Below are 20,389 nucleotides of genomic sequence, written 5' to 3'. Positions count from 1 at the left end.
TGACCCCGGTCACGCCGGGTGGCCCGACTCACGTCGCAAATGTCCGCTTTGATTCGCGTTCCGGCGGCTAGCCGTGTTCTGATGGCGTGGCCCTCCACGCGAGGGCACGCCCTTGTAGTCAACGTTAGGACGTCTCGTGACCCGAGGCAGACACAGCCTTGCGCCACAAGCATCCCGGAACCGACGCATCGCCTTCCTGGCCGCCCCGTTGGTCACCAGTGCCGTCGTCGGCATCGGTGTCGCCGTCTCCGGAGGCGGCTCGCAGCCCCTCGACCTGAGCCGCTACGCCAGTGACGACCTTGCGTCGGCAGCGGGCGACCACGTCGTCGCCGAGCGCGCCGTCGGGGTCTCCCGCGACACCGACCGGCAGGCCGTCACGGCGCTGATCGACCCGAAGGTCGCCGGCCGGCTCTGGACGACCGCCGCCCTCGACCTGCGCGCCACTCCCGACCAGGACGCCCGCGTCCTCGGCGAGATGAAGGCCGTCTCCCGGGTCCGGGTCACCGGCCAGCAGAGCGGCGACTACGCGCAGGTGCTGGTGCGCGACGAGGGTGCCAGGACGGTCGCCTGGGTGACCGCGGCGTACCTCGTGGAGAAGAAGCCGACCGACCCCGCACACCTGCCGCTGAGCGACGCGCCTTGCCCGGACTCCTCGGTCGAGTACCGGCTCACCTCCGGAGCAGTCCGCCTCTACCGCGCCGTGTGCCACGCGTTCCCCCAGGTCTCGCAGTACGGCGGGTGGGACAACCACGGCGAGCACAGCAGCGGCAAGGCGCTGGACATCATGACCAGCGACGTCGCGCTGGGGAACTCCATCGCGGAGTTCCTCCAGGCGCACGCGTCCGAACTGGGCCTCTTCGACATCATCTGGCGCCAGCACATCTGGACGCCGGTGCGTTCCAGCGAGGGCTGGCGGGCGATGCCGAGCCGGGGCTCGGAGACCGCGAACCACTACGACCACGTGCACGTCTCGGTCGACTAGGGCCTCGCGAACCTCGTCGTAATCAGGTGGGCGGAACAGACGGCCCCCGCCTAGGGTTGCCCCACTGTGAGTGACCCAGCCGAGTCCGGACGGACGACCCTGCTCGACGGGTTCAAGGTCCTCGGTGTGGCGATCCGGCGGCAGCCGTGGATCTTCACGGTCTCGACCCTCGGCAGCGTCCTCTTCGGCGCGCTCACCGTCGCCGATGCCTGGGTCCTCGGCTGGGCGACCGACCACGTGGTGCTCCCTGCCTTCGAGGACGGCACGACCACCTCCGGCGGCATCCTCGCCGTGCTCGGGCTGTTCCTCGGCGTCGCGATCCTCCGGGCCGTGGGCATCGTCGCCCGCCGGCTGGGTGCGGGGGTGATGCAGTACCGGATGCAGGCGGCGTACCGGCGCGAGGTCACCGCCCAACACCTCCGGCTGCCGATGTCCTGGCACCAGAAGCACCCGGCCGGGCAGCTGCTGTCCAACGCGAACTCCGACGTCGAGGCCGCCTGGGCGCCGATCGCGCCGCTCCCGATGGCGGTCGGCACGCTGGCGATGGTCGTGATCGCGGTCGTGCAGATGCTGCTGGTCGACCTGCCGATGGCAGCGGTCGGGCTGATGGTCTTCCCGCTGGTCACCGCTGCCACCTTGACCTACCAGCGCTTCTCCTCACCGCTGTTCACCCGGATCCAGGCGCTGCGCGCCGAGCTCAGCGAGGTCGCGCACGAGTCCTTCGACGGCGCGATGGTCGTCAAGACGCTGGGCCGTGAGGCGGAGGAGACCGAGCGCTTCGCGGAGAAGGCGCTCCAGCTGCGCGACCTCGGCGTCCGGGTCGGCAGGATCCGCGCAGTCTTCGACCCGCTCCTCGAGGCGCTGCCGGGCTTCGGCGTGCTCGCCGTCCTGGGTGTCGGCGTCTGGCGGATCCGCAACGGCGCCGCCGATCCCGGTGACCTGGTGACGATCGCCTACCTGCTCACGATCGTCGCGTTCCCGATCCGCTCGATCGGCTGGCTGCTGGGGGAGTTCCCGCGCTCGGTCGTCGGCTTCCGGCGGGTGCACCGGGTGCTCGACGAGCACGTGGACACGACGTACGGCGACGTGCGGCTCGCCGGCACGGACGGCGCCGCACGGCTCGATGTCGATCGGCTGGAGTACTCCTACGTCCGCGGCCAGCGCCTGCTCGCCGACCTGAGCTTCGCGCTGGAGCCCGGCCGCACCGTCGCCATCGTGGGCGAGACGGCGGCCGGCAAGAGCACCCTCACCACGCTGCTCACCCGCCTCGTCGACCCCGACGGCGGCAGGGTGCTGCTCGACGGCACCGACCTGCGCGACCTGGCTGCCGGTGAGATCGCCCGGCACGTCGCGCTGGTGCCGCAGACCGCCTTCATGTTCGACGACACCGTGCGCGGCAACGTCACGCTGGGCGAGGACGTCGCCGACGAGGACGTGTGGGCTGCCCTGCGGACCGCACAGGCCGACGGGTTCGTCGCGGCGCTGCCGAAGGGCCTGGACTCCCGGCTCGGCGAACGCGGCACGACGCTCTCCGGGGGTCAGCGACAGCGACTCTCGCTCGCGCGGGCGCTGGTACGCCGGCCGCGCCTGCTCGTCCTCGACGACGCCACCTCGGCGGTCGACCCCGAGGTCGAGGCCCGGATCCTCGCGGCGATGAGGAGCACGCTGCGCTCCGGCTCCACCGGTTCGACGCTCCTGCTCATCGCCTACCGCAAGGCGACCATCGGCCTGGCCGACGAGGTGCTCTTCCTCGACGACGGCCGGATCGCCGACCGTGGCAGCCATGCCGAGCTGCTCGCCCGCAACCCGGCGTACGCCCGCCTGGTCAACGCCTACGAGGAGGTGCCGACATGAGCGTGACTGTTGCCGCCGCGGGCACCTCGATGGCCACCGGCGACGAGATCTCGGCCTGGCAGACGATCAAGCGCGGCGCCGAGATCTCGCCCGAGCTCAAGGAGGGCTTCTGGGGCACGCTGGCCCTGGCCCTGCTCGGCACCGCCGGGCGGGTCGTCGTGCCGATCGTCGTGCAGCAGACGCTCGACCGCGGCATCAACGGTCCCCACGGGATCGACCTGGCCTTCGTGACCAGGATGGCGTTCTTCGCGGCCGCAGCGCTGGTGCTGACCGGCGTCTCGGCGTACCTGATGACGGCGCGCCTTTTCACGAGTGCCGAACGCGGCCTCGCGACCCTGCGGATCAAGGCCTTCCGACACGTCCACGACCTGCCCCTGCTGACGCAGAACACCGAGCGCCGCGGCTCGCTGGTCTCCCGCGTGACCAGCGACGTCGACCAGGTCAGCCAGTTCCTGGTCTTCGGCGGGATCATCGGCATCATCAGCGTCGGCCAGATCGTGGTCGCCACGCTGATCATGCTGTTCTACAGCTGGCAGCTCACGATCGTCGTGTGGGTGTGCTTCGCCCCGCTGTTCCTCTCCCTGCGCTTCTTCCAGCGCAAGCTCTCGGAGGCCTACGGCGTGGTCCGCCGAATGGTCGGGCAGATGCTCGCCGCCGTGTCCGAGCCCGTGGTCGGCGCCGTGGTCGTGCGGACGCACGCGATCGAGGGCCGCACCCAGGCGCGCATCGACGACGCGATCGGGGCCTACCAGACCGCCAGCACGAAGGCCCAGGGGCTCACCGCGTTCTCGTTCTCCCTCGGTGGTGTCTCGGCGGGCCTCGCGAACGCGCTGGTCCTGCTGGTCGGCATCTGGCTCGGTCGCGGACATCTCTGGGCAGGTGACATCACCTCGGGACAGGTGCTCGCCTTCGCGTTCCTGGTCACCTTGTTCGTGAGCCCGGTCCAGATGGGCACGCAGGTGCTCACCGACGCCCAGAACGCGATCGCCGGGTGGCGCCGGGTGATCGGCATCCTCGACACCCCGGCCGACCTCGACGACCCGGGCGAGCGCGGCGTGCAGCTGCCGCACCGCCCGCTGGACGTGGCGTTCGACCACGTCGACTTCGCCTACCCGGGCGGGCCGCTGGTGCTGCGCGACGTCCACCTCGACATCGCCGCCGGCACTCGCGTCGCCGTCGTCGGCGAGACCGGTTCGGGGAAGACCACCTTCGCCAAGGTGCTCACCCGCCTGGTGGACCCGGTGGCGGGCGAGGTCCGGCTGGCCGGGCAGGATCTCCGCACGGTGACCTTCGCGTCGCTGCGCCGCCGGGTCGTGCTGGTGCCGCAGGAGGGCTTCCTCTTCGACTCGACGCTGATCGCCAACGCGCAGTACGGCGACCTGCACGCCGGCCCCGACGACGTACGCCGGGCGGCGGCCGAGCTCGGCCTGGCCGACTGGCTCGACGGGTTGCCACTGGGCCTGGAGACGCGGGTCGGCCAGCGGGGTGAGTCGCTCAGCGCCGGCGAACGCCAGCTGGCCGCGCTGATCCGGGCACACCTCGCCGACCCGGACCTGCTGGTGCTCGACGAGGCCACCAGCGCCGTCGACCCGGCGCTCGAGATGCGCATCGGTCGCGCGCTCGAGGCGCTGATGTCGGGTCGCACCAGCGTCACCATCGCCCACCGGATGTCGACGGCCGAGAACGCCGACGAGGTGATCGTCTTCGACCAGGGCCGCGTGGTCCAGCGCGGGCCGCACGCGGCGCTGGTCGCCGAGGGTGGCGTCTACGGACGGCTGCACTCGTCCTGGGTCGCCCAGCAAGCCACCTGACCGCCGAGCGGGCAGAAACGCAGCTGCGGAGTACGCCGAGCGGGCAGAAACGCTGCTGCGGAGTACGCCGAGCGGGCAGAAACGCTGTCCGGGACGATGCCGAGCGGGCAGAAACGCTCGTTGCTTGCCGCGCGGCATGTCTGCCGGTCGACACGCGCTTCGGGTGCGTTCTTGCCCGCTCGGCGTACCTTCAGGCCGCGTTCGTGCCCGCTCGGCGTACTTGGGCGCAGCGTTTGTGCCCGCTCGGGGATAATCGCCGGGGTGACGTCCTCCCTCGACCCCGACATCGCCGCGCGGCTCAAGCGCGACGGCCACGGCCTGGTGCCGGCGGTCGTGCAGCAGCACGACACCGGCGAGGTGCTGATGCTCGGCTGGATGGACGACGAGGCGCTGCACCGGACGCTGACCACCGGCCGGGGCACGTTCTGGAGCCGGTCGCGCCAGGAGTACTGGGTCAAGGGCGAGACCTCCGGGCACCGGCAGCACGTCGTCGAGGTGCGCCTCGACTGCGACGGTGACACCCTGCTGGTCAAGGTGGACCAGGAGGGTCCTGCCTGCCACACCGGAGCGCGCACCTGCTTCGACGCCGACCTGCTCTCCGATGGCTGACCCGCGTCAACGCACCGGCTTCGCGCCGACGGCCGGGCTGGGGCTGGCCTCCGCAGCCCTCTGCGCGCTCGCCTCGGCGAAGCCCTGGTTCGGGCTCGCCTCGGACCAGCCGGCGATGCCCGGCGTGCCGTCGTCGCAGACGACGATCGACATGCCGCTGGCTCTCGCGCTGTCGCTGGTCGTGCTCGCGGGCTGGGGAGCGGTCCTGGTCTCGCGTGGTGCCTGGCGAAGACTTCTGGTCGCGATCGCCCTCGCTGCCGCGCTCGGGGTCGTGGCATGCGCGGCCACAGCGCCGTTCGTGCTGCCCGACGACCTGCGCGACAGCCTCGGGTCGTCAGGGGCCGGCCTGGGCGTGCAGCCGAGCGGGTGGTTCCTGACCGGCGCGCTCGCCGCCGTCCTGAGCTCGCTCGCCCTGGTGGTGGCCTGGCGGCTCGCACCTCGCTGGCCCACGATGAGCAGCCGGTACGACGCTCCGGCGACCCGCGCGACGGGCACGGACGACACCGACCTGTGGAAGGCCCTGGACGCCGGTCTGGACCCGACCGACCCGAGCCGTCGTACCGGGCCGCCGTCCCCCTAGAATGCTCACGCCCAGAGGTACGGCATCGACAAGGAGTCACCCCATGGCGGACAACCACGGCAACACCCCGGCAGCCTGGACAGCGGTGACCATCGCGCTGGCCAGCTTCGTGGTGGGTGGGATCGGCCTGATGGTGGACTCGATGGCGATCTTCTGGATCGGCGTCGCGCTCGCACCGATCGCGATCGCGGTCGGCTACGTGATGGCGCGGATGGGCTACCACACGGGCCACTGATGGCGATCCTCGCGCGTGTCCCGGAGCTTCAGGGGGCTCGCGCGCGCCGGCTGCGCGCACCACTCGGCGCTGCGGCCGCAGTCGGTGTCGCCGCCCTCGCGCTCCGCCTGCGCGATCCCCACCAGCACGGGTCGTGGGGACTGTGCCCGTTCAAGGCGCTCACCGGCTGGGACTGCCCGCTGTGCGGCGGCCTGCGGTCGGTCAACGACCTCGGCCGGGGCCAGCTGCTGGACGCGGCGCACAGCAACCTGCTCTTCGTCGGCTCCCTCCCGCTGATCCTCGGGCTCTGGGCCTTCTGGGCGTACCGCGGCTGGACGGCCTCGTCCCGGACGCTTCCGGCGAACCTCGTGCGGCCGCTGCTGGTGGGCTACTGCGTGCTTGCGATCGCCTTCGCGATCTACCGCAACACTCCGTGGGGAACGGCCTGGCACGTCGCCTGACCGGAGGCCCTAGCTGAAGCTGCCGCTGCCCGCGAAGGCGATCAGGCCGATCACCGTCAGCGCGATCCCGATGATCCCCAGGATGAAGCCCGCCTGGGCCTGACCTGCGCCTGTCTGCATGCCGCCGGACGCCGCGATCTCGCGCTTGGCCTGCTGGCTGAGCACGATCGCCACGACGCCGGTGATCACGCCGCAGCAGATCAGGCTCAGGATGCCGAGAATCATCGACCACAGCGCCTTCTGGTTGCCCCTGGGCATGGGCTGCCCGTAGTAGCCGCCCGGCGCGGGCGGGTACCCGGGCGGCGGCCCGCCGTAGGGCGGGGCGGGCGGCGGCGCGCCGTACGGCGGGGTCGGGGGCTGGGCCGGCGGGGGCGGCGGTGTGGCGTCGGCGCCGTCGGGGCCGGGCGGGGGCGGATAGCTCATCGGGTCCTCCGTGGGTCGGTGCGACAGCAACCTACTGGTCGACATCACCGACGCGCGGGACCGACGGGCGGCGGCGGTCTCCCGTGGCGGACCTCCGAGCCGGTGGCGTGGGCCCACGTGAGAGCCTTGAACCGCCCCCGCCGTCCCGACGATCCCCAGTGAGGCCAGCCCCATGTCCGTGCTCGACGACATCGTGGCCGGGGTGCGCGAGGACCTCGCGGTGCGCCAGGCAGCGGTGCCTGAGGCCGACCTGCTGGCGCTGGTCTCCGAAGCACCGGTGACCCGCGACCCGATGCCGGCCTTCCGATCCTCCGGACTCAGCGTGATCGCCGAGGTCAAGCGCCGCTCGCCCAGCAAGGGAGACCTGGCCGCCATTCCCGATCCCGCCGCGCTCGCGCGCGCGTACGCCGCCGGGGGCGCCGACGCCATCTCCGTCCTCACCGAGGAGCGCAGGTTCGGCGGCAGCCTCGAGGACCTCCGGACGGTGCGCGCGGCAGTGGAGACGCCGCTGCTGCGCAAGGACTTCATCGTCTCGACGTACCAGCTGCTGGAGGCGCGCGCCGCCGGCGCCGACCTGGTGCTGCTGATCGTCGCAGCGCTCGACGACCCGACGCTGACCAGGCTCCACGCCGAGGCCCGCGAGCTGGGGCTGAGCGTGCTCGTCGAGGTGCATGACGAGGCCGAGATCGGGCGAGCGCTCGCGGCCGGCACGGAGCTCGTCGGCGTCAACGCCCGCAACCTGAAGACGCTCGACGTCGACCCGGGCACCTTCGGCCGGCTGGTCGGGCTGCTGCCGGACGACGTCGTGAAGGTCGCCGAGTCCGGCGTCACGGGACCGGACGACGCCGCCCGCTACGCCGAGCAGGGTGCTGACGTCGTCCTGGTCGGGGAGGCGCTGGTCAGGGACGGCGACCCGGCGGCAGCAGTGGACGCGATGCGTCGGGCAGGTGTGCGCACGTGACCGAGGGGACCTACGGCGACTTCGGCGGGCGCTTCATGCCCGAGGCGCTGATCAGCGAGCTCGACCGGCTCACCGCCGTCTGGCACGAGGCGATGGCGGACCCCGAGTTCACCGGTGAGTTCGACCGCCTCCTGCGCGAGTACGCCGGCGTGCCCAGCCTGCTCTACGACGCGACCCGGCTCTCCGAGGTCGCCGGTGCCCGGATCCTGCTCAAGCGCGAGGACCTGAACCACACCGGGGCCCACAAGATCCGCAACGTGCTCGGCCAGGCGCTGCTCGCCAAGCGGATGGGCAAGACCCGGATGATCGCGGAGACCGGCGCCGGGCAGCACGGTGTCGCCACGGCCACCGCGGCGGCGTACCTGGGCCTGGAGTGCGTGGTCTACATGGGCGAGCTGGACACCAGACGGCAGGCGCTCAACGTCGCCCGGATGCGGCTGCTGGGCAGCGAGGTGCGGGCCGTCGACTCCGGCAGCCGCACCCTCAAGGACGCGATCAACGAGGCGATCCGTGACTGGGTCGCGACGGTCGACCACACGGCGTACTGCTTCGGCACCGCAGCGGGACCGCACCCGTTCCCGGCCATGGTCCGCGACTTCTGCCGCGGTATCGGCGACGAGGCCCGGGCGCAGTGCCTCGAGCTGACCGGCGCCCTGCCCGACGTCGTCACCGCCTGCGTCGGCGGTGGGTCGAACGCGATCGGGCTGTTCACGGCCTTCCTCGGCGACACCGACGTGCGCATCGTCGGGTTCGAGGCTGGCGGCGAGGGCATCGACACTCCCAGGCACGCTGCGACGATCACGGCGGGGGACATCGGCGTGCTGCACGGAGCGCGGACCTTCGTGCTGCAGGACGAGGACGGCCAGACGATCGAGTCGCACTCGATCTCGGCCGGCCTGGACTACCCGGGCGTCGGCCCCGAGCACGCCCATCTCGCGAAGAGCGGCCGCGCCGACTACCTGCCGATCACCGACGCCGAGGCCATGGACGCGCTCGCGCTGCTGGCGCGCACCGAGGGGATCATCTGCGCGATCGAGTCGGCGCACGCCGTCGCCGGTGCTCTGAAGCTGGCGAAGGAGTCTCCGGGCTCGACGATCCTGGTCAACCTCTCCGGACGCGGTGACAAGGACATGGAGACCACGACGACGTGGTTCGGCCTGGGCGACCCGGCTCCTCCGGCGGTCGCGCCGGTCGAGACCGAGGGCGGGCAGTGAGCACCGGCAAGGCCTTCGCGGCGACTCGGGCCGAGGGCCGGGCGGCACTGGTCGGCTACCTGCCGGCCGGGTTCCCCACGGTCGAGCGGTCGATCGAGGCGCTCAGGCTGATGGTGGAGGCCGGCTGCGACGTCATCGAGATCGGGCTGCCCTACAGCGACCCGGTGATGGACGGGCCGACGATCCAGGCCGCCGCGCAGCAGGCGCTCGAAGGCGGCGTGCGCACGACCGACGTGCTGCGCACCGTCGAGGCGGTCGCCGCCACCGGCGTCCCGACCCTGGTGATGACCTACTGGAACCCCGTCGAGCGCTATGGCGTCGACCGGTTCGCGGCCGACCTGGCCGACGCCGGGGGAGCCGGTCTCATCACGCCCGACCTGACTCCTGACTCGGGCCCGGAGTGGATCGCGGCGGCCGATGCACGCGACCTCGACAAGGTCTTCCTGGTCGCACCGTCGTCGACCGACGAGCGGCTCGCGATGACCACGGCGGCCTGCCGCGGCTTCGTCTACGCCACCGCGGTGATGGGCGTGACCGGCGCCCGCGCGAGCACGAGCGACCTCGCGGGCCCCCTCGTCGAGCGCACCCGCACGGCGGTGGCGTCGTACGGCGGGGACCTGCCGATCGGCGTCGGGCTCGGCGTCTCCAACGGCGACCAGGCCGCCGAGGTGGCGGCGTACGCCGACGGGGTGATCGTCGGCTCGGCATTCGTGCGCACCCTCCTCGACGCGGGCACCGACCGTGATGCCGGACTCACCGCGCTCCGGGCGCTCACCGAGGACCTCGCGCGAGGTGTGCGGCGTGGCTGAGCCCCGCCGGGCGCTCGCAGCGCTGCTCGCGGTGCTGGCCCTGGGCGTCGCCGGCTGCGGAAGTGCGGCCGATCGGGCACCCGTCTCCGCGGTCTCGGGCGACGACGACGGCTACCACGGCACCCACCTCGACGACCCGTACCTCGTCCCGGACATCACGCTCCCGGACGCCGAGGGGAAGCCGTACTCCCTGGCGAAGGACCCGACGCCGCTCAAGGTCGTGTTCTTCGGCTACACGAACTGCCCGGACATCTGCCAGGCCGTGATGAGCTCGATCGCGAGTGCGGTGAGCCGGCTCGACGACACCCAGCGCACGCAGGTCCGCGTGGTGTTCGTGACCACCGATCCGGCGCGCGACACCGGGCCGGTCCTGCGCAGCTACCTCGCCAGGTTCGACCCGGCGTTCACCGGCGTCACCGGCGACCTGAAGCAGATCACCGCCCTCGGCGACCCGCTCAAGGTCTACGTCGACAAGGGCCAGAAGCTGCCCAGCGGCGGCTACGAGGTCGACCACTCGACGTACGTCTTCGGGATCGCGGGCGACCGGGCCCAGACGATCTGGACGCAGGGAACGTCGCCCGCCGCGATGGCGGCTGACATCATCAAGCTGCTGAAGTCGTGACGAAGGAGCCCCTGTGACCGCGAACCTGATCGCGCCGTTCATCACGACGCTGTCGATCCCGAGCCCCGGCCAGGGGGTGTGGCACCTCGGACCCGTGCCGATCCGGGCCTATGCGCTCGCGATCATCCTCGGCGTCGTGGCCGCGGTGTGGTTCGGCGAGCGGCGCTGGGCCGCTCGAGGGGGACGCTCCGGCGAGGTCGGTGACATCGCGCTCTGGGCGGTGCCCGCCGGTCTGATCGGTGCGCGGCTCTACCACGTCGCGACGGACCACGACCTGTACTTCGGGGCCGGCAAGAACGCCTGGGACGCCCTCGCCGTCTGGCACGGCGGGCTCGGCATCTGGGGCGCCATCGCGGGCGGGGCCGTCGGAGCCTGGCTCGGCTGCCGGCACTACGGCATCCGGATGCTGCCGCTGATGGACGCACTGGCCCCGGCGCTGCTGCTCGCCCAGTCGATCGGTCGCTGGGGCAACTACTTCAACCAGGAGCTCTTCGGCCGGCCCACCAGCAAGCCGTGGGGGCTGGAGATCGACGCCGGGCACCGTCCGCCGGGCTACGAGAAGTTCACCACCTTCCACCCGACGTTCCTCTACGAGTCGCTGTGGAACCTCGGTGTCCTGACCCTCCTGGTGTGGCTCGACCGGCGGCTGCGGCTGGGCTTCGGCCGCGCGTTCGCCCTCTATGTCATGGGCTACTGCCTGGGTCGGTTCTGGATCGAGCACCTGCGCATCGACACGATCGAGCTCAACGACGTGCTCGGACTCCGGTGGGGCGAGTGGATGTCGGTCGGCCTGTTCGTCGGCGCGCTGGTCTACTTCGTGGTCGCGGGCCGCCGGCACCCGGCGCCGGCGAGCCGCGAGGACAGCGTGTACGTCGACGGGCGGGAGCCGGGCGGATCGGCGGACGAGCCGGCTGAGGTCGGGGCTGCTGACGTCGAGCCGGCGGATGTGGAGCCGGCTGACGTCGAGCCGGCTGATTCCTCGAACGGCTCTCCTTCGAGCTGAGCTGGTCCGCGGGTTGCCACTCTGCGTGGTTGGGAGAACGCAGCGACGAGGGGGTCCGTGCCGGGAGGGTTTGCCGTCGGCTGTCGGTCTGAGCGTTCGTTGTGCGGTGCCTGGCAGTCACCGGGTGACAGCCAGCCCCCGCGTGAGCACCGGGATCACGGCCGTCGGGGAGCCAGCCACGAGGAACACCACCCATCCCCGCTCAACGTCCACCATCTGAGACCTCCGTCCCACGAAATGGGCGCGCTGGCCGGCCGATCCCTGTTGTAGGCTGATCTCTCCGCATGGGCCAGCGAAGTCCTGTGCAGCATGCTTCCACCGCCGCACCGAGCCGGGTCCGTCATGGTCCGCCCTCGTGCGCAAGACGACGACGGGAGAGTGCGTTGCAGGCATTCCCGCCGCCCCAGGGGCTGTACGACGGCGACCACGAGCACGACGCGTGCGGCGTGGCCTTCGTGGCGACCCTGACAGGCGTTCCGAGCCACGACATCGTCGCGCAGGCGCTCACCGCGCTGCGCAACCTCGAGCACCGTGGCGCCGCGGGCGCTGAGCCGAACTCCGGCGACGGCGCCGGCATCCTCCTGCAGGTGCCGGACCGGTTCTTCCGCGAGGTCACCGCCGAGCTGGGCTTCGAGCTCCCCGCGCAGCACGCGTACGCCGTCGGCACCGCGTTCATCCCCGGCGACGCCGGCCAGGTCGAGAAGACCCGCAAGCGCGTCGAGGAGATCGCCGCGGAGGAGGGGCTGACCGTCCTCGGCTGGCGTGACGTGCCGACCGACCCGTCGTCACTGGGCGCAACGGCGCTCTCGACGATGCCGACCTTCCTGCAGCTCTTCGTCGCCTCCAAGGGCAGCCGTCTGCTCGGCATGGGCCTCGAGCGACTCGCGTTCTGCCTGCGCAAGCGGGCCGAGCACGAGGCCGACGTGTACTTCCCGTCGTTGTCCGGCCGGACCATCGCCTACAAGGGCATGCTCACCACCGAGCAGCTCGACCACGTCTTCCCCGACCTCGTCGACGAGCGCGTCGAGAGCGCGGTCGCGGTCGTGCACTCGCGGTTCTCGACCAACACGTTCCCGAGCTGGCCGCTGAGCCACCCCTACCGGTTCATCGCGCACAACGGCGAGATCAACACCGTGATGGGCAACCGCAACTGGATGCGCGCCCGCGAGGCGCTGCTGTCCAGCGAGATCATCCCCGGAGACCTCGAGCGGCTCTTCCCGATCTGCACACCGGGCGCCAGCGACTCCGCCTCGTTCGACGAGGTGCTCGAGCTGCTGCACATGGGCGGCCGCAGCCTGCCGCACTCCGTGCTGATGATGATCCCCGAGGCGTGGGAGAACCACACCGAGATGGACGCCAGCCGGAAGGCGTTCTACGAGTTCCACTCGGCCCTCATGGAGCCGTGGGACGGCCCGGCGTGCGTGGTGTTCACCGACGGCACCCAGGTCGGCGCCGTCCTCGACCGCAACGGCCTCCGGCCGAGCCGGTACTGGGTCACCGACGACGGCCTGGTCGTGCTGGCCAGCGAGGTCGGCGTACTCGACCTCGACCCGGCGACGATCGTGCGGAAGGGCCGGCTGAAGCCGGGCCGGATGTTCCTGGTCGACATCGAGGAGCACCGGATCATCGAGGACGAGGAGATCAAGTCGGCCCTCGCCGCCGAGCACCCCTACGACGAGTGGCTGCACGCGGGCCTGATCAAGCTCGGTGACATCGCAGAGCGCGAGCACATCGTGCACAGCCATGCCTCGGTCACGCGGCGCCAGCAGATCTTCGGCTACACCGAGGAGGAGCTGCGCATCCTGCTCACCCCGATGGCCAACAACGGCGCCGAGCCGATCGGCTCGATGGGCACCGACACCCCGGTGGCGGTCCTCTCCGACCGCCCGCGACAGCTCTTCGACTACTTCGCCCAGCTGTTCGCCCAGGTGACCAACCCGCCGCTGGACGCGATCCGCGAGGAGCTGGTGACCAGCCTCAACGGCACCATCGGCCCGGAGGCGAACCTCCTGGAGCCGACGCCGGCGTCGTGCCGCCAGGTGGTGCTGCCGTTCCCGGTGATCACCAACGACGAGCTGGTCAAGATCCGCCACGTCAACCGCGACGGCGACATGCCCGGCTTCATCACCCACGTCTCGCGCGGCCTCTACGAGGTCGCCGGCGGGGGAGCGGCCCTGGCGCGCCGGCTCGACGAGATCTGCGCCGAGGTGTCGTCCGCGATCGCCCAGGGCGCCCGGATCATCGTGCTCTCCGACCGGCACTCCGACGCGATCCACGCGCCGATCCCGTCGCTGCTGATGACCGCTGCCGTCCACCACCACCTGGTCCGCGAGAAGACCCGCACCCAGGTCGGCCTGATCGTGGAGGCCGGCGACGTCCGCGAGGTCCACCACGTCGCGACCCTGATCGGGTACGGCGCCGCCGCGGTGAACCCCTACCTGGCGATGGAGACCGTCGAGGACCTCGCGCGCGACGGGTTCTACGTCAAGACCGAGCCGGACGTCGCGGTGAAGAACCTCGTGAAGTCGCTCGGCAAGGGCGTGCTCAAGGTGATGTCGAAGATGGGCGTCTCCACGGTCGCCTCCTACACCGGTGCGCAGATCTTCGAGGCGCTCGGGCTGTCGGAGGAGCTGGTCGACAAGTACTTCACCGGCACCACCTCCAAGCTCGGCGGTGTCGGCCTCGACACGATCGCCGAGGAGGTGTCCCGGCGCCACCGGGCGGCGTACCCCGTCGACGGCATCGCGCCGGCGCACCGCGACCTCGCCATCGGCGGCGAGTACCAGTGGCGCCGCGAGGGTGAGCTGCACCTGTTCAATCCCGACACCGTCTTCCGGCTGCAGCACGCCACCCGTAGCGGTCGCTACGACGTGTTCAAGCAGTACACCCGGCTGGTCGACGAGCAGGCCGAGAAGCTGATGACGCTGCGCGGGCTGTTCCGGTTCAAGGAACCGGCCGCGCTCGGGCGCACGCCGATCCCGATCGAGGAGGTCGAGCCGGTCTCCGAGATCGTCAAGCGGTTCTCGACCGGAGCGATGTCCTACGGCTCGATCTCGCAGGAGGCGCACGAGAACCTCGCCATCGCGATGAACCGGCTGGGTGCCAAGTCCAACACCGGCGAGGGCGGCGAGGACGCCGACCGGCTCTACGACCCGGAGCGGCGCTCGTCGATCAAGCAGGTCGCGTCCGGCCGCTTCGGGGTCACCTCGGAGTACCTCACCAACGCCGACGACATCCAGATCAAGATGGCCCAGGGAGCCAAGCCCGGTGAGGGCGGCCAGCTGCCCGGCAACAAGGTCTACCCATGGGTGGCCAAGACCCGGCACAGCACGCCGGGTGTCGGGCTGATCTCGCCGCCTCCCCACCACGACATCTACTCGATCGAGGACCTCGCCCAGCTGATCCACGACCTGAAGAATGCCAACCCGCAGGCACGGGTGCACGTCAAGCTCGTTGCGGAGGTCGGCGTCGGCACGGTCGCGGCGGGCGTGTCGAAGGCGCACGCGGACGTCGTCCTCATCTCCGGCCACGACGGCGGCACCGGCGCCTCGCCGCTCACGTCGCTGAAGCACGCCGGCGGACCGTGGGAGCTCGGCCTGGCCGAGACCCAGCAGACGCTGCTGCTCAACGGGCTGCGCGACCGGATCGTGGTGCAGACCGACGGCCAGCTCAAGACCGGCCGCGACGTGGTCATCGCCGCCCTGCTGGGCGCCGAGGAGTACGGCTTCGCCACCGCACCGCTGGTGGTCTCGGGCTGCATCATGATGCGTGTCTGCCACCTCGACACCTGCCCGGTGGGCGTCGCCACCCAGAACCCCGTGCTGCGCGAGCGGTTCTCCGGCAAGCCCGAGTTCGTCGTGAACTTCTTCGAGTACGTCGCCCAGGAGGTCCGCGAGCTGCTCGCCGAGCTGGGCTTCCGCTCGCTCGAGGAGGCGATCGGCCACGCCGAGGCGCTCGACGCCGAGCGCGCCGTGAAGCACTGGAAGGCCGCGGGCCTCGACATCGCGCCGATCTTCCACGTGCCCGACCTGCCGGAGGGCGCCCCCCGGCGCAACACCACCGGCCAGGACCACGGGCTCGATCGGGCTCTCGACAACGAGCTGATCGAGCTGTGCCGTCCGGCGCTCGAGCACGGTGAGCCGGTGCGCGCCCAGCTGCCGATCCGCAACGTCAACCGGACCGTCGGCACGATGCTGGGCCACGAGGTCACCAAGCGTCATCGGGCCGAGGGGCTGCCGCCCGGGACCATCGACCTGACGTTCCTCGGATCGGCCGGCCAGTCCTTCGGGGCCTTCCTCCCGCCGGGGATCACCCTGCGGCTGGAGGGCGACGCCAACGACTACGTCGGCAAGGGGCTCTCGGGGGGGAGGATCATCGTCCGGCCCGACCGCTCGGCGACCTTCGCCGCCGAGGAGCAGATCATTGCCGGCAACACCATCGGCTACGGCGCGACCTCCGGTGAGATCTTCCTGCGCGGCCAGGCCGGTGAGCGGTTCTGCGTGCGCAACTCCGGCGTGACGGCGGTCGTCGAGGGCGTCGGCGACCACGGCTGCGAGTACATGACCGGCGGCTCCGTCGTCGTACTGGGCCGCACCGGGCGCAACTTCGCGGCCGGCATGAGCGGCGGTGTGGCCTACGTGCTCGACCTCGTCGAGGGCCGGGTCAACCCCGAGCTGGTCGAGCTGGCGAAGGTGGAGGGCAAGGCCGCCGACGAGCTCGAGATGCTCGTGCGCCGGCACCTCGAGGAGACCGACTCGCCGGTCGCCGAGGCATTGCTGGCCGACTGGCCCGCGTCCCTCGCGCGGTTCACCGAGGTGATGCCGAGTGACTACAAGCGGGTGCTCCAGGCCCGCGAGGAGGCCCTCGAGGAGGGCCTCGACGAGGACGAGACCGCGGCCCGGATCATGGAGGTGCTCCATGGGTGAGCAGACCCCGGGCACCCGAGGCGGAGGTACGCACCATGGCTGACCCCAAGGGCTTCTTGAAGCACGACCGCGAGGTCGCCGAGCGGCGCCCGGTCGAGGAGCGTGTGCACGACTGGAACGAGGTGTACCCGGGCGGACCGGGCCGCGCCCTGCTGCCGATCATCCGCACCCAGGCCGGGCGCTGCATGGACTGCGGCATCCCGTTCTGCCACCAGGGCTGCCCGCTCGGCAACATCATCCCCGAGTGGAACGACCTGGTCTGGCGCGACGACTGGGACGCGGCGATCGAGCGGCTGCACGCCACCAACAACTTCCCGGAGTTCACCGGCCGGCTCTGCCCGGCGCCGTGCGAGACCGCCTGCGTCCTCGGGATCAACCAGCCCGCGGTGACCATCAAGAACGTCGAGGTCGCGATCATCGACCGGGCCTGGGAGTCGCACAACGTGCGGCCCGAGGCGCCGGAGTGGTTGTCGGGCAAGACCGTCGCCGTGATCGGCTCCGGTCCCGCCGGGCTCGCCACGGCCCAGCAGCTGACCCGCGCCGGTCACACGGTCGCCGTGTACGAGCGGGCCGACAAGATCGGCGGGCTGCTGCGCTACGGCATCCCCGAGTTCAAGATGGAGAAGAAGGTCCTCGACCGGCGCCTCGAGCAGATGAGGCGCGAGGGCACCGTCTTCCGGGCCGGCGTCGACGTCGGCCACGAGCTGACCGGCCTCGACCTGCGCGACCGGTACGACGCCGTCGTGCTCGCGATCGGGTCCACGGTCGCCCGCGACCTCCCGGTGCCGGGTCGTGAGCTCGGCGGCATCCACCAGGCGATGGAGTACCTCCCGCAGTCCAACCGGGCCTCGCTCGGCGAGCCGGTCGAGGGCCAGATCCGGGCCGACGGCAAGCACGTGGTGATCATCGGCGGCGGCGACACCGGTGCGGACTGCCTCGGCACGGCGATCCGGCAGGGGGCGAAGTCGCTCACGCAGCTGGAGATCATGCCGCGTCCGGGCGAGGACCGGCCGCCGCACCAGCCCTGGCCGACGTACCCGATGACCTTCCGGGTGTCCTCGGCCCACGAGGAGGGCGGCGACCGGGCGTACTCCGTGTCGACCCAGGAGTTCCTCGCCGACGAGCAGGGCAACGTCCGGGCGCTGCGCCTGGTCGAGGTCGACGAGAAGTTCCAGCCGATCGAGGGCACCGAGCACGAGATCCCCGCGGAGCTGGTGCTGCTGGCGATGGGCTTCGTCGGTCCGGAGCGCGAGGGGCTGGTCGAGCAGCTCGGCGTCGAGCTCGACGAGCGCGGCAACGTCGTCCGCGACGCGTCGTACGCGACGAGCGTGGAGGGGGTCTTCGTCGCCGGTGACGCCGGACGCGGCCAGTCGCTGATCGTCTGGGCGATCGCGGAGGGCCGGGCGGCTGCCGCCGCGGTGGACACCTACCTCACCAGCGCGACCACACTGCCCGCCCCGATCCCGCCGACCGAGCGCCCGCTGACCGTCTGACCCATCGCCGAGGCGGCGCGGATGAAAGCCCAGACCGCGCCGAGGCGGCCCCGATGAAAGCCCGGACCACGCCGAGGCGGCCCCGATGAATATCCAGACCACGCCGAGGCGGCGCAGATGAAAGACCAGGTCTTTCATCTGCGCCGCCTCGGCGCCTTTCTGATTTTCAGCTGAGACGCCTCGGCGGAATTGGATCGTTCAAGTCCGGTTCCAGTAGGGTCGTCGCGTGCGGAGAGCAAAGATCGTGTGCACGCTGGGGCCGGCCACGTCGACGAAGGAGAGCATCCGTGCTCTGGTCGACGCGGGCATGGACGTCGCCCGGCTGAACCTGAGCCACGGCACGTACGCCGAGCACGAGGCGGTCTACCGCCTGGTCCGCGAGGCGTCCGACGAGAGCGGCCACGGTGTCGGCATCTTCGCCGACCTCCAGGGCCCCAAGATCCGGCTCGGCTGGTTCGCCCAGGGCGGCACCCGACTGCAGACCGGCCAGTCCTTCACGATCACCACGCGCGACATCTCCGGTGACAACGAGATCGCCCCCACGACGTACGACGGCCTGCCGGGCGACGTCCGCGAGGGCGACCAGATCCTCATCGACGACGGCAAGGTACGACTGCGGGTGACCGCGGTCGAGGGCACCGAGGTGCACACCCGGGTCGAGGTCGGCGGCCGTGTCAGCGACCACAAGGGCATCAACCTGCCCGGCGTGCCGGTCAGCGTGCCGGCGATGTCGGAGAAGGACATCGAGGACCTGCGCTGGGCGCTCCACCTCTCCGTCGACTTCATCGCGCTGTCCTTCGTGCGCTCGGCCAAGGACGTCGAGGACGTGCGCCAGGTGATGCGCGAGGAGGGCGTGATGCTCCCCGTGATCGCCAAGATCGAGAAGCCGCAGGCGATCGACAACCTCGACGAGGTCGTCAAGGCGTTCGACGGCTTCATGGTCGCCCGCGGCGACCTCGGGGTCGAGTGTCCGCTGGAGGACGTGCCGTTCCTGCAGAAGCGCGTCGTCGAGAAGGCCCGTCGCAACGCCAAGCCCGTGATCGTCGCGACCCAGATGCTGGAGTCGATGATCAGCAACCCGGCGCCCACCCGCGCCGAGGCCTCCGACGTCGCGAACGCGGTGCTCGACGGAGCCGACGCGGTGATGCTGTCCGGCGAGACGAGCGTGGGGGAGTACCCCATCGAGACCGTGCGCACGATGGCGCGGATCATCACGTCCACCGAGCACCACGAGCTGCACAGCATGGCGGCGATCGACTGGCAGCCGAAGACCCGCGGTGGCGTCGTCGCCAAGGCGGCGGCCGAGGTGGCCGAGCGCGTCGGCGCGAAGTACCTCGTCGCCTTCACACAGAGCGGCGACTCCGCTCGCCGGCTCGCCCGCTACCGCGGCTCGATCCCGGTGCTCGCGTTCACCCCGGAGGCGCAGGTGCGCTCGCAGCTTGCGATGACGTGGGGCGTCGAGACCTTCAAGACGGTCGCCGTCGAGCACACCGACGAGATGGTCCGTCAGGTCGACGAGCAGCTGCTCGCGATCGGGCGCGTGTCGGAGGGCGACCTCGTCGTGATCATCGCGGGCAGCCCGCCGGGCATCCCGGGCTCGACCAACGCGCTCCGGATCCACCGGATGGGCGACGCCATCAACGAGGTCGCCCCGGCGTACCGCCGCCCCCGCTGACCCGACTCACCCAGCGGTCCGCGTCGGTCGCAGTCCGCAGCCGTACGACGGGCAGCTGGGGTCGCTCCCGGAGCACCTGCTCGATCCGCGGCGCCACCCGGGGGTGGGACGACCACGCCCACCGGATGATCTGCTCGGGGTCGGTGAAGATGCGCCGGAGTGGGCCCTCGCGGTTGCCGTTCCAGAGCTCCTCGCGTCGCATTCGGCGGCGCAGCGTCCTTCGGACCACGCGCCAGGTCGTTCGCAGGCGGGGGACGTCGAGCCAGACCATCAGGTCGCACCGCTCGAGCAGGACCGGTCGCGCCGCGTCGTACTGCCACTCGCACACCCACTGGTCACCCGCAGCGATCGCACGGACGTCCTCCAGGAAGCTCTCGCGTACGGTCCAGCCGGGCCCGTGGAAGAGCGAGTCGAGCTCCGTGTAGGGCAACTCGAGCCGCGTCGCGAGCGCCCGGGCGAGGGTGTTCTTGCCGGCACCCGACGCGCCGTTGACGACGATCCGGCACGGAGTGAAGCCGATCGGATCGTCGGGGCCGAGGAGCACCACCTGATTGTCGCCGAACCGTTCCGTCGAGTGCTCAGGTGGTCGCCATGGCAGCCACTTCAGCACACGACCGACGTTGGTGCCGGGTGTGGGACTTGAACCCACACGTCCTTTCGGACAATGGTGTTTGAGACCATCGCGTCTGCCGATTCCGCCAACCCGGCTGGGGCGTCCATACGGTACCGGAGCGCTCCTCGATAGCCTGTCCC

At 71.3% G+C, this 20,389-nt stretch carries 17 protein-coding genes and 1 tRNA gene; 15 read left to right on the top strand and 3 right to left on the bottom strand.

Annotated elements, in window-relative coordinates; genetic code table 11:
* Nucleotides 1–136 precede the first annotated feature (136 nt).
* The 7 genes from ACVW00_RS12270 to ACVW00_RS12240 all read left to right on the top strand — a co-directional run bounded on the left by ACVW00_RS12270 (nucleotide 137) and on the right by ACVW00_RS12240 (nucleotide 6,511).
* Nucleotides 137–982, top strand: coding sequence for an SH3 domain-containing protein (locus tag ACVW00_RS12270; RefSeq protein WP_457111180.1), 846 nt, complete (start codon nucleotides 137–139; stop codon nucleotides 980–982).
* 66 nt (nucleotides 983–1,048) lie between these two features.
* Nucleotides 1,049–2,836 (top strand): ABC transporter ATP-binding protein, encoded by a 1,788-nt coding sequence (locus ACVW00_RS12265; protein ID WP_457111179.1) that lies wholly within the window; start codon nucleotides 1,049–1,051, stop codon nucleotides 2,834–2,836.
* Nucleotides 2,833–4,647 carry an ABC transporter ATP-binding protein gene (locus ACVW00_RS12260; protein ID WP_457111178.1) on the top strand — a complete coding sequence of 605 codons (1,815 nt, stop codon included), beginning with the start codon at nucleotides 2,833–2,835 and terminating at the stop codon, nucleotides 4,645–4,647. Before ACVW00_RS12265 ends, ACVW00_RS12260 begins: the two co-directional genes overlap by 4 nt.
* A gap of 252 nt (nucleotides 4,648–4,899) precedes the next feature.
* Nucleotides 4,900–5,256, top strand: coding sequence for a phosphoribosyl-AMP cyclohydrolase (hisI, locus tag ACVW00_RS12255; protein WP_457113107.1), 357 nt, complete (start codon nucleotides 4,900–4,902; stop codon nucleotides 5,254–5,256).
* On the top strand, nucleotides 5,249–5,836 hold the full coding sequence (locus tag ACVW00_RS12250) for a Trp biosynthesis-associated membrane protein (RefSeq protein WP_457111177.1): 588 nt from the start codon (nucleotides 5,249–5,251) through the stop codon (nucleotides 5,834–5,836). Before hisI ends, ACVW00_RS12250 begins: the two co-directional genes overlap by 8 nt.
* A gap of 43 nt (nucleotides 5,837–5,879) precedes the next feature.
* Entirely contained in the window at nucleotides 5,880–6,071 is a 192-nt protein-coding gene (locus ACVW00_RS12245) for an HGxxPAAW family protein (RefSeq protein WP_457111176.1), read from the top strand.
* The gene (locus ACVW00_RS12240; RefSeq protein WP_457111175.1) at nucleotides 6,071–6,511 is read left to right on the top strand and encodes a DUF2752 domain-containing protein; all 441 of its coding nucleotides are present in this window, start codon (nucleotides 6,071–6,073) and stop codon (nucleotides 6,509–6,511) included. The genes ACVW00_RS12245 and ACVW00_RS12240 overlap by 1 nt, the downstream gene beginning before the upstream one ends.
* Nucleotides 6,512–6,520: 9 nt before the next feature.
* Here the strand turns inward: ACVW00_RS12240 and ACVW00_RS12235 are convergent, their stop codons facing one another.
* Nucleotides 6,521–6,934, bottom strand: coding sequence for a DUF4190 domain-containing protein (locus ACVW00_RS12235; protein WP_457111174.1), 414 nt, complete (start codon nucleotides 6,932–6,934; stop codon nucleotides 6,521–6,523).
* A 172-nt stretch (nucleotides 6,935–7,106) separates the two neighbouring features.
* On the opposite strand from ACVW00_RS12235, the gene trpC reads away from it, so the two are divergent.
* The 8 genes from trpC (at nucleotide 7,107) to pyk (ending at nucleotide 19,636) form a co-directional block, all read left to right on the top strand.
* Entirely contained in the window at nucleotides 7,107–7,895 is a 789-nt protein-coding gene (trpC, locus tag ACVW00_RS12230; RefSeq protein ID WP_457111173.1) for an indole-3-glycerol phosphate synthase TrpC, read from the top strand.
* Nucleotides 7,892–9,109 (top strand): tryptophan synthase subunit beta, encoded by a 1,218-nt coding sequence (gene trpB, locus ACVW00_RS12225; RefSeq protein WP_457111172.1) that lies wholly within the window; start codon nucleotides 7,892–7,894, stop codon nucleotides 9,107–9,109. Before trpC ends, trpB begins: the two co-directional genes overlap by 4 nt.
* Entirely contained in the window at nucleotides 9,106–9,918 is an 813-nt protein-coding gene (trpA, locus tag ACVW00_RS12220; protein WP_457111171.1) for a tryptophan synthase subunit alpha, read from the top strand. The genes trpB and trpA overlap by 4 nt, the downstream gene beginning before the upstream one ends.
* Nucleotides 9,911–10,540 carry an SCO family protein gene (locus ACVW00_RS12215; RefSeq protein WP_457111170.1) on the top strand — a complete coding sequence of 210 codons (630 nt, stop codon included), beginning with the start codon at nucleotides 9,911–9,913 and terminating at the stop codon, nucleotides 10,538–10,540. Before trpA ends, ACVW00_RS12215 begins: the two co-directional genes overlap by 8 nt.
* 13 nt (nucleotides 10,541–10,553) lie before the next feature.
* Nucleotides 10,554–11,543: a prolipoprotein diacylglyceryl transferase gene (gene lgt, locus ACVW00_RS12210; protein WP_457111169.1), complete on the top strand. Its 990-nt coding sequence runs from the start codon at nucleotides 10,554–10,556 to the stop codon at nucleotides 11,541–11,543.
* Between the two features lie 383 nt (nucleotides 11,544–11,926).
* Entirely contained in the window at nucleotides 11,927–16,468 is a 4,542-nt protein-coding gene (gene gltB, locus ACVW00_RS12205) for a glutamate synthase large subunit (RefSeq protein WP_457111168.1), read from the top strand.
* 35 nt (nucleotides 16,469–16,503) lie between these two features.
* Nucleotides 16,504–17,961, top strand: coding sequence for a glutamate synthase subunit beta (locus tag ACVW00_RS12200; protein ID WP_457111167.1), 1,458 nt, complete (start codon nucleotides 16,504–16,506; stop codon nucleotides 17,959–17,961).
* A gap of 226 nt (nucleotides 17,962–18,187) precedes the next feature.
* On the top strand, nucleotides 18,188–19,636 hold the full coding sequence (gene pyk, locus ACVW00_RS12195) for a pyruvate kinase (RefSeq protein ID WP_457111166.1): 1,449 nt from the start codon (nucleotides 18,188–18,190) through the stop codon (nucleotides 19,634–19,636).
* Here pyk and ACVW00_RS12190 read toward each other — a convergent pair.
* A complete protein-coding gene (locus ACVW00_RS12190; RefSeq protein WP_457111165.1) occupies nucleotides 19,599–20,180 on the bottom strand; it encodes an AAA family ATPase in 582 nt (193 codons plus the stop codon). The genes pyk and ACVW00_RS12190 overlap by 38 nt on opposite strands.
* 77 nt (nucleotides 20,181–20,257) lie before the next feature.
* Nucleotides 20,258–20,344 (bottom strand) — tRNA-Leu (locus ACVW00_RS12185).
* Nucleotides 20,345–20,389: the final 45 nt, after the last annotated feature.

Source organism: Marmoricola sp. URHA0025 HA25 (assembly GCF_054059435.1).
This window is presented reverse-complemented; position numbering and strand designations above follow the sequence as displayed.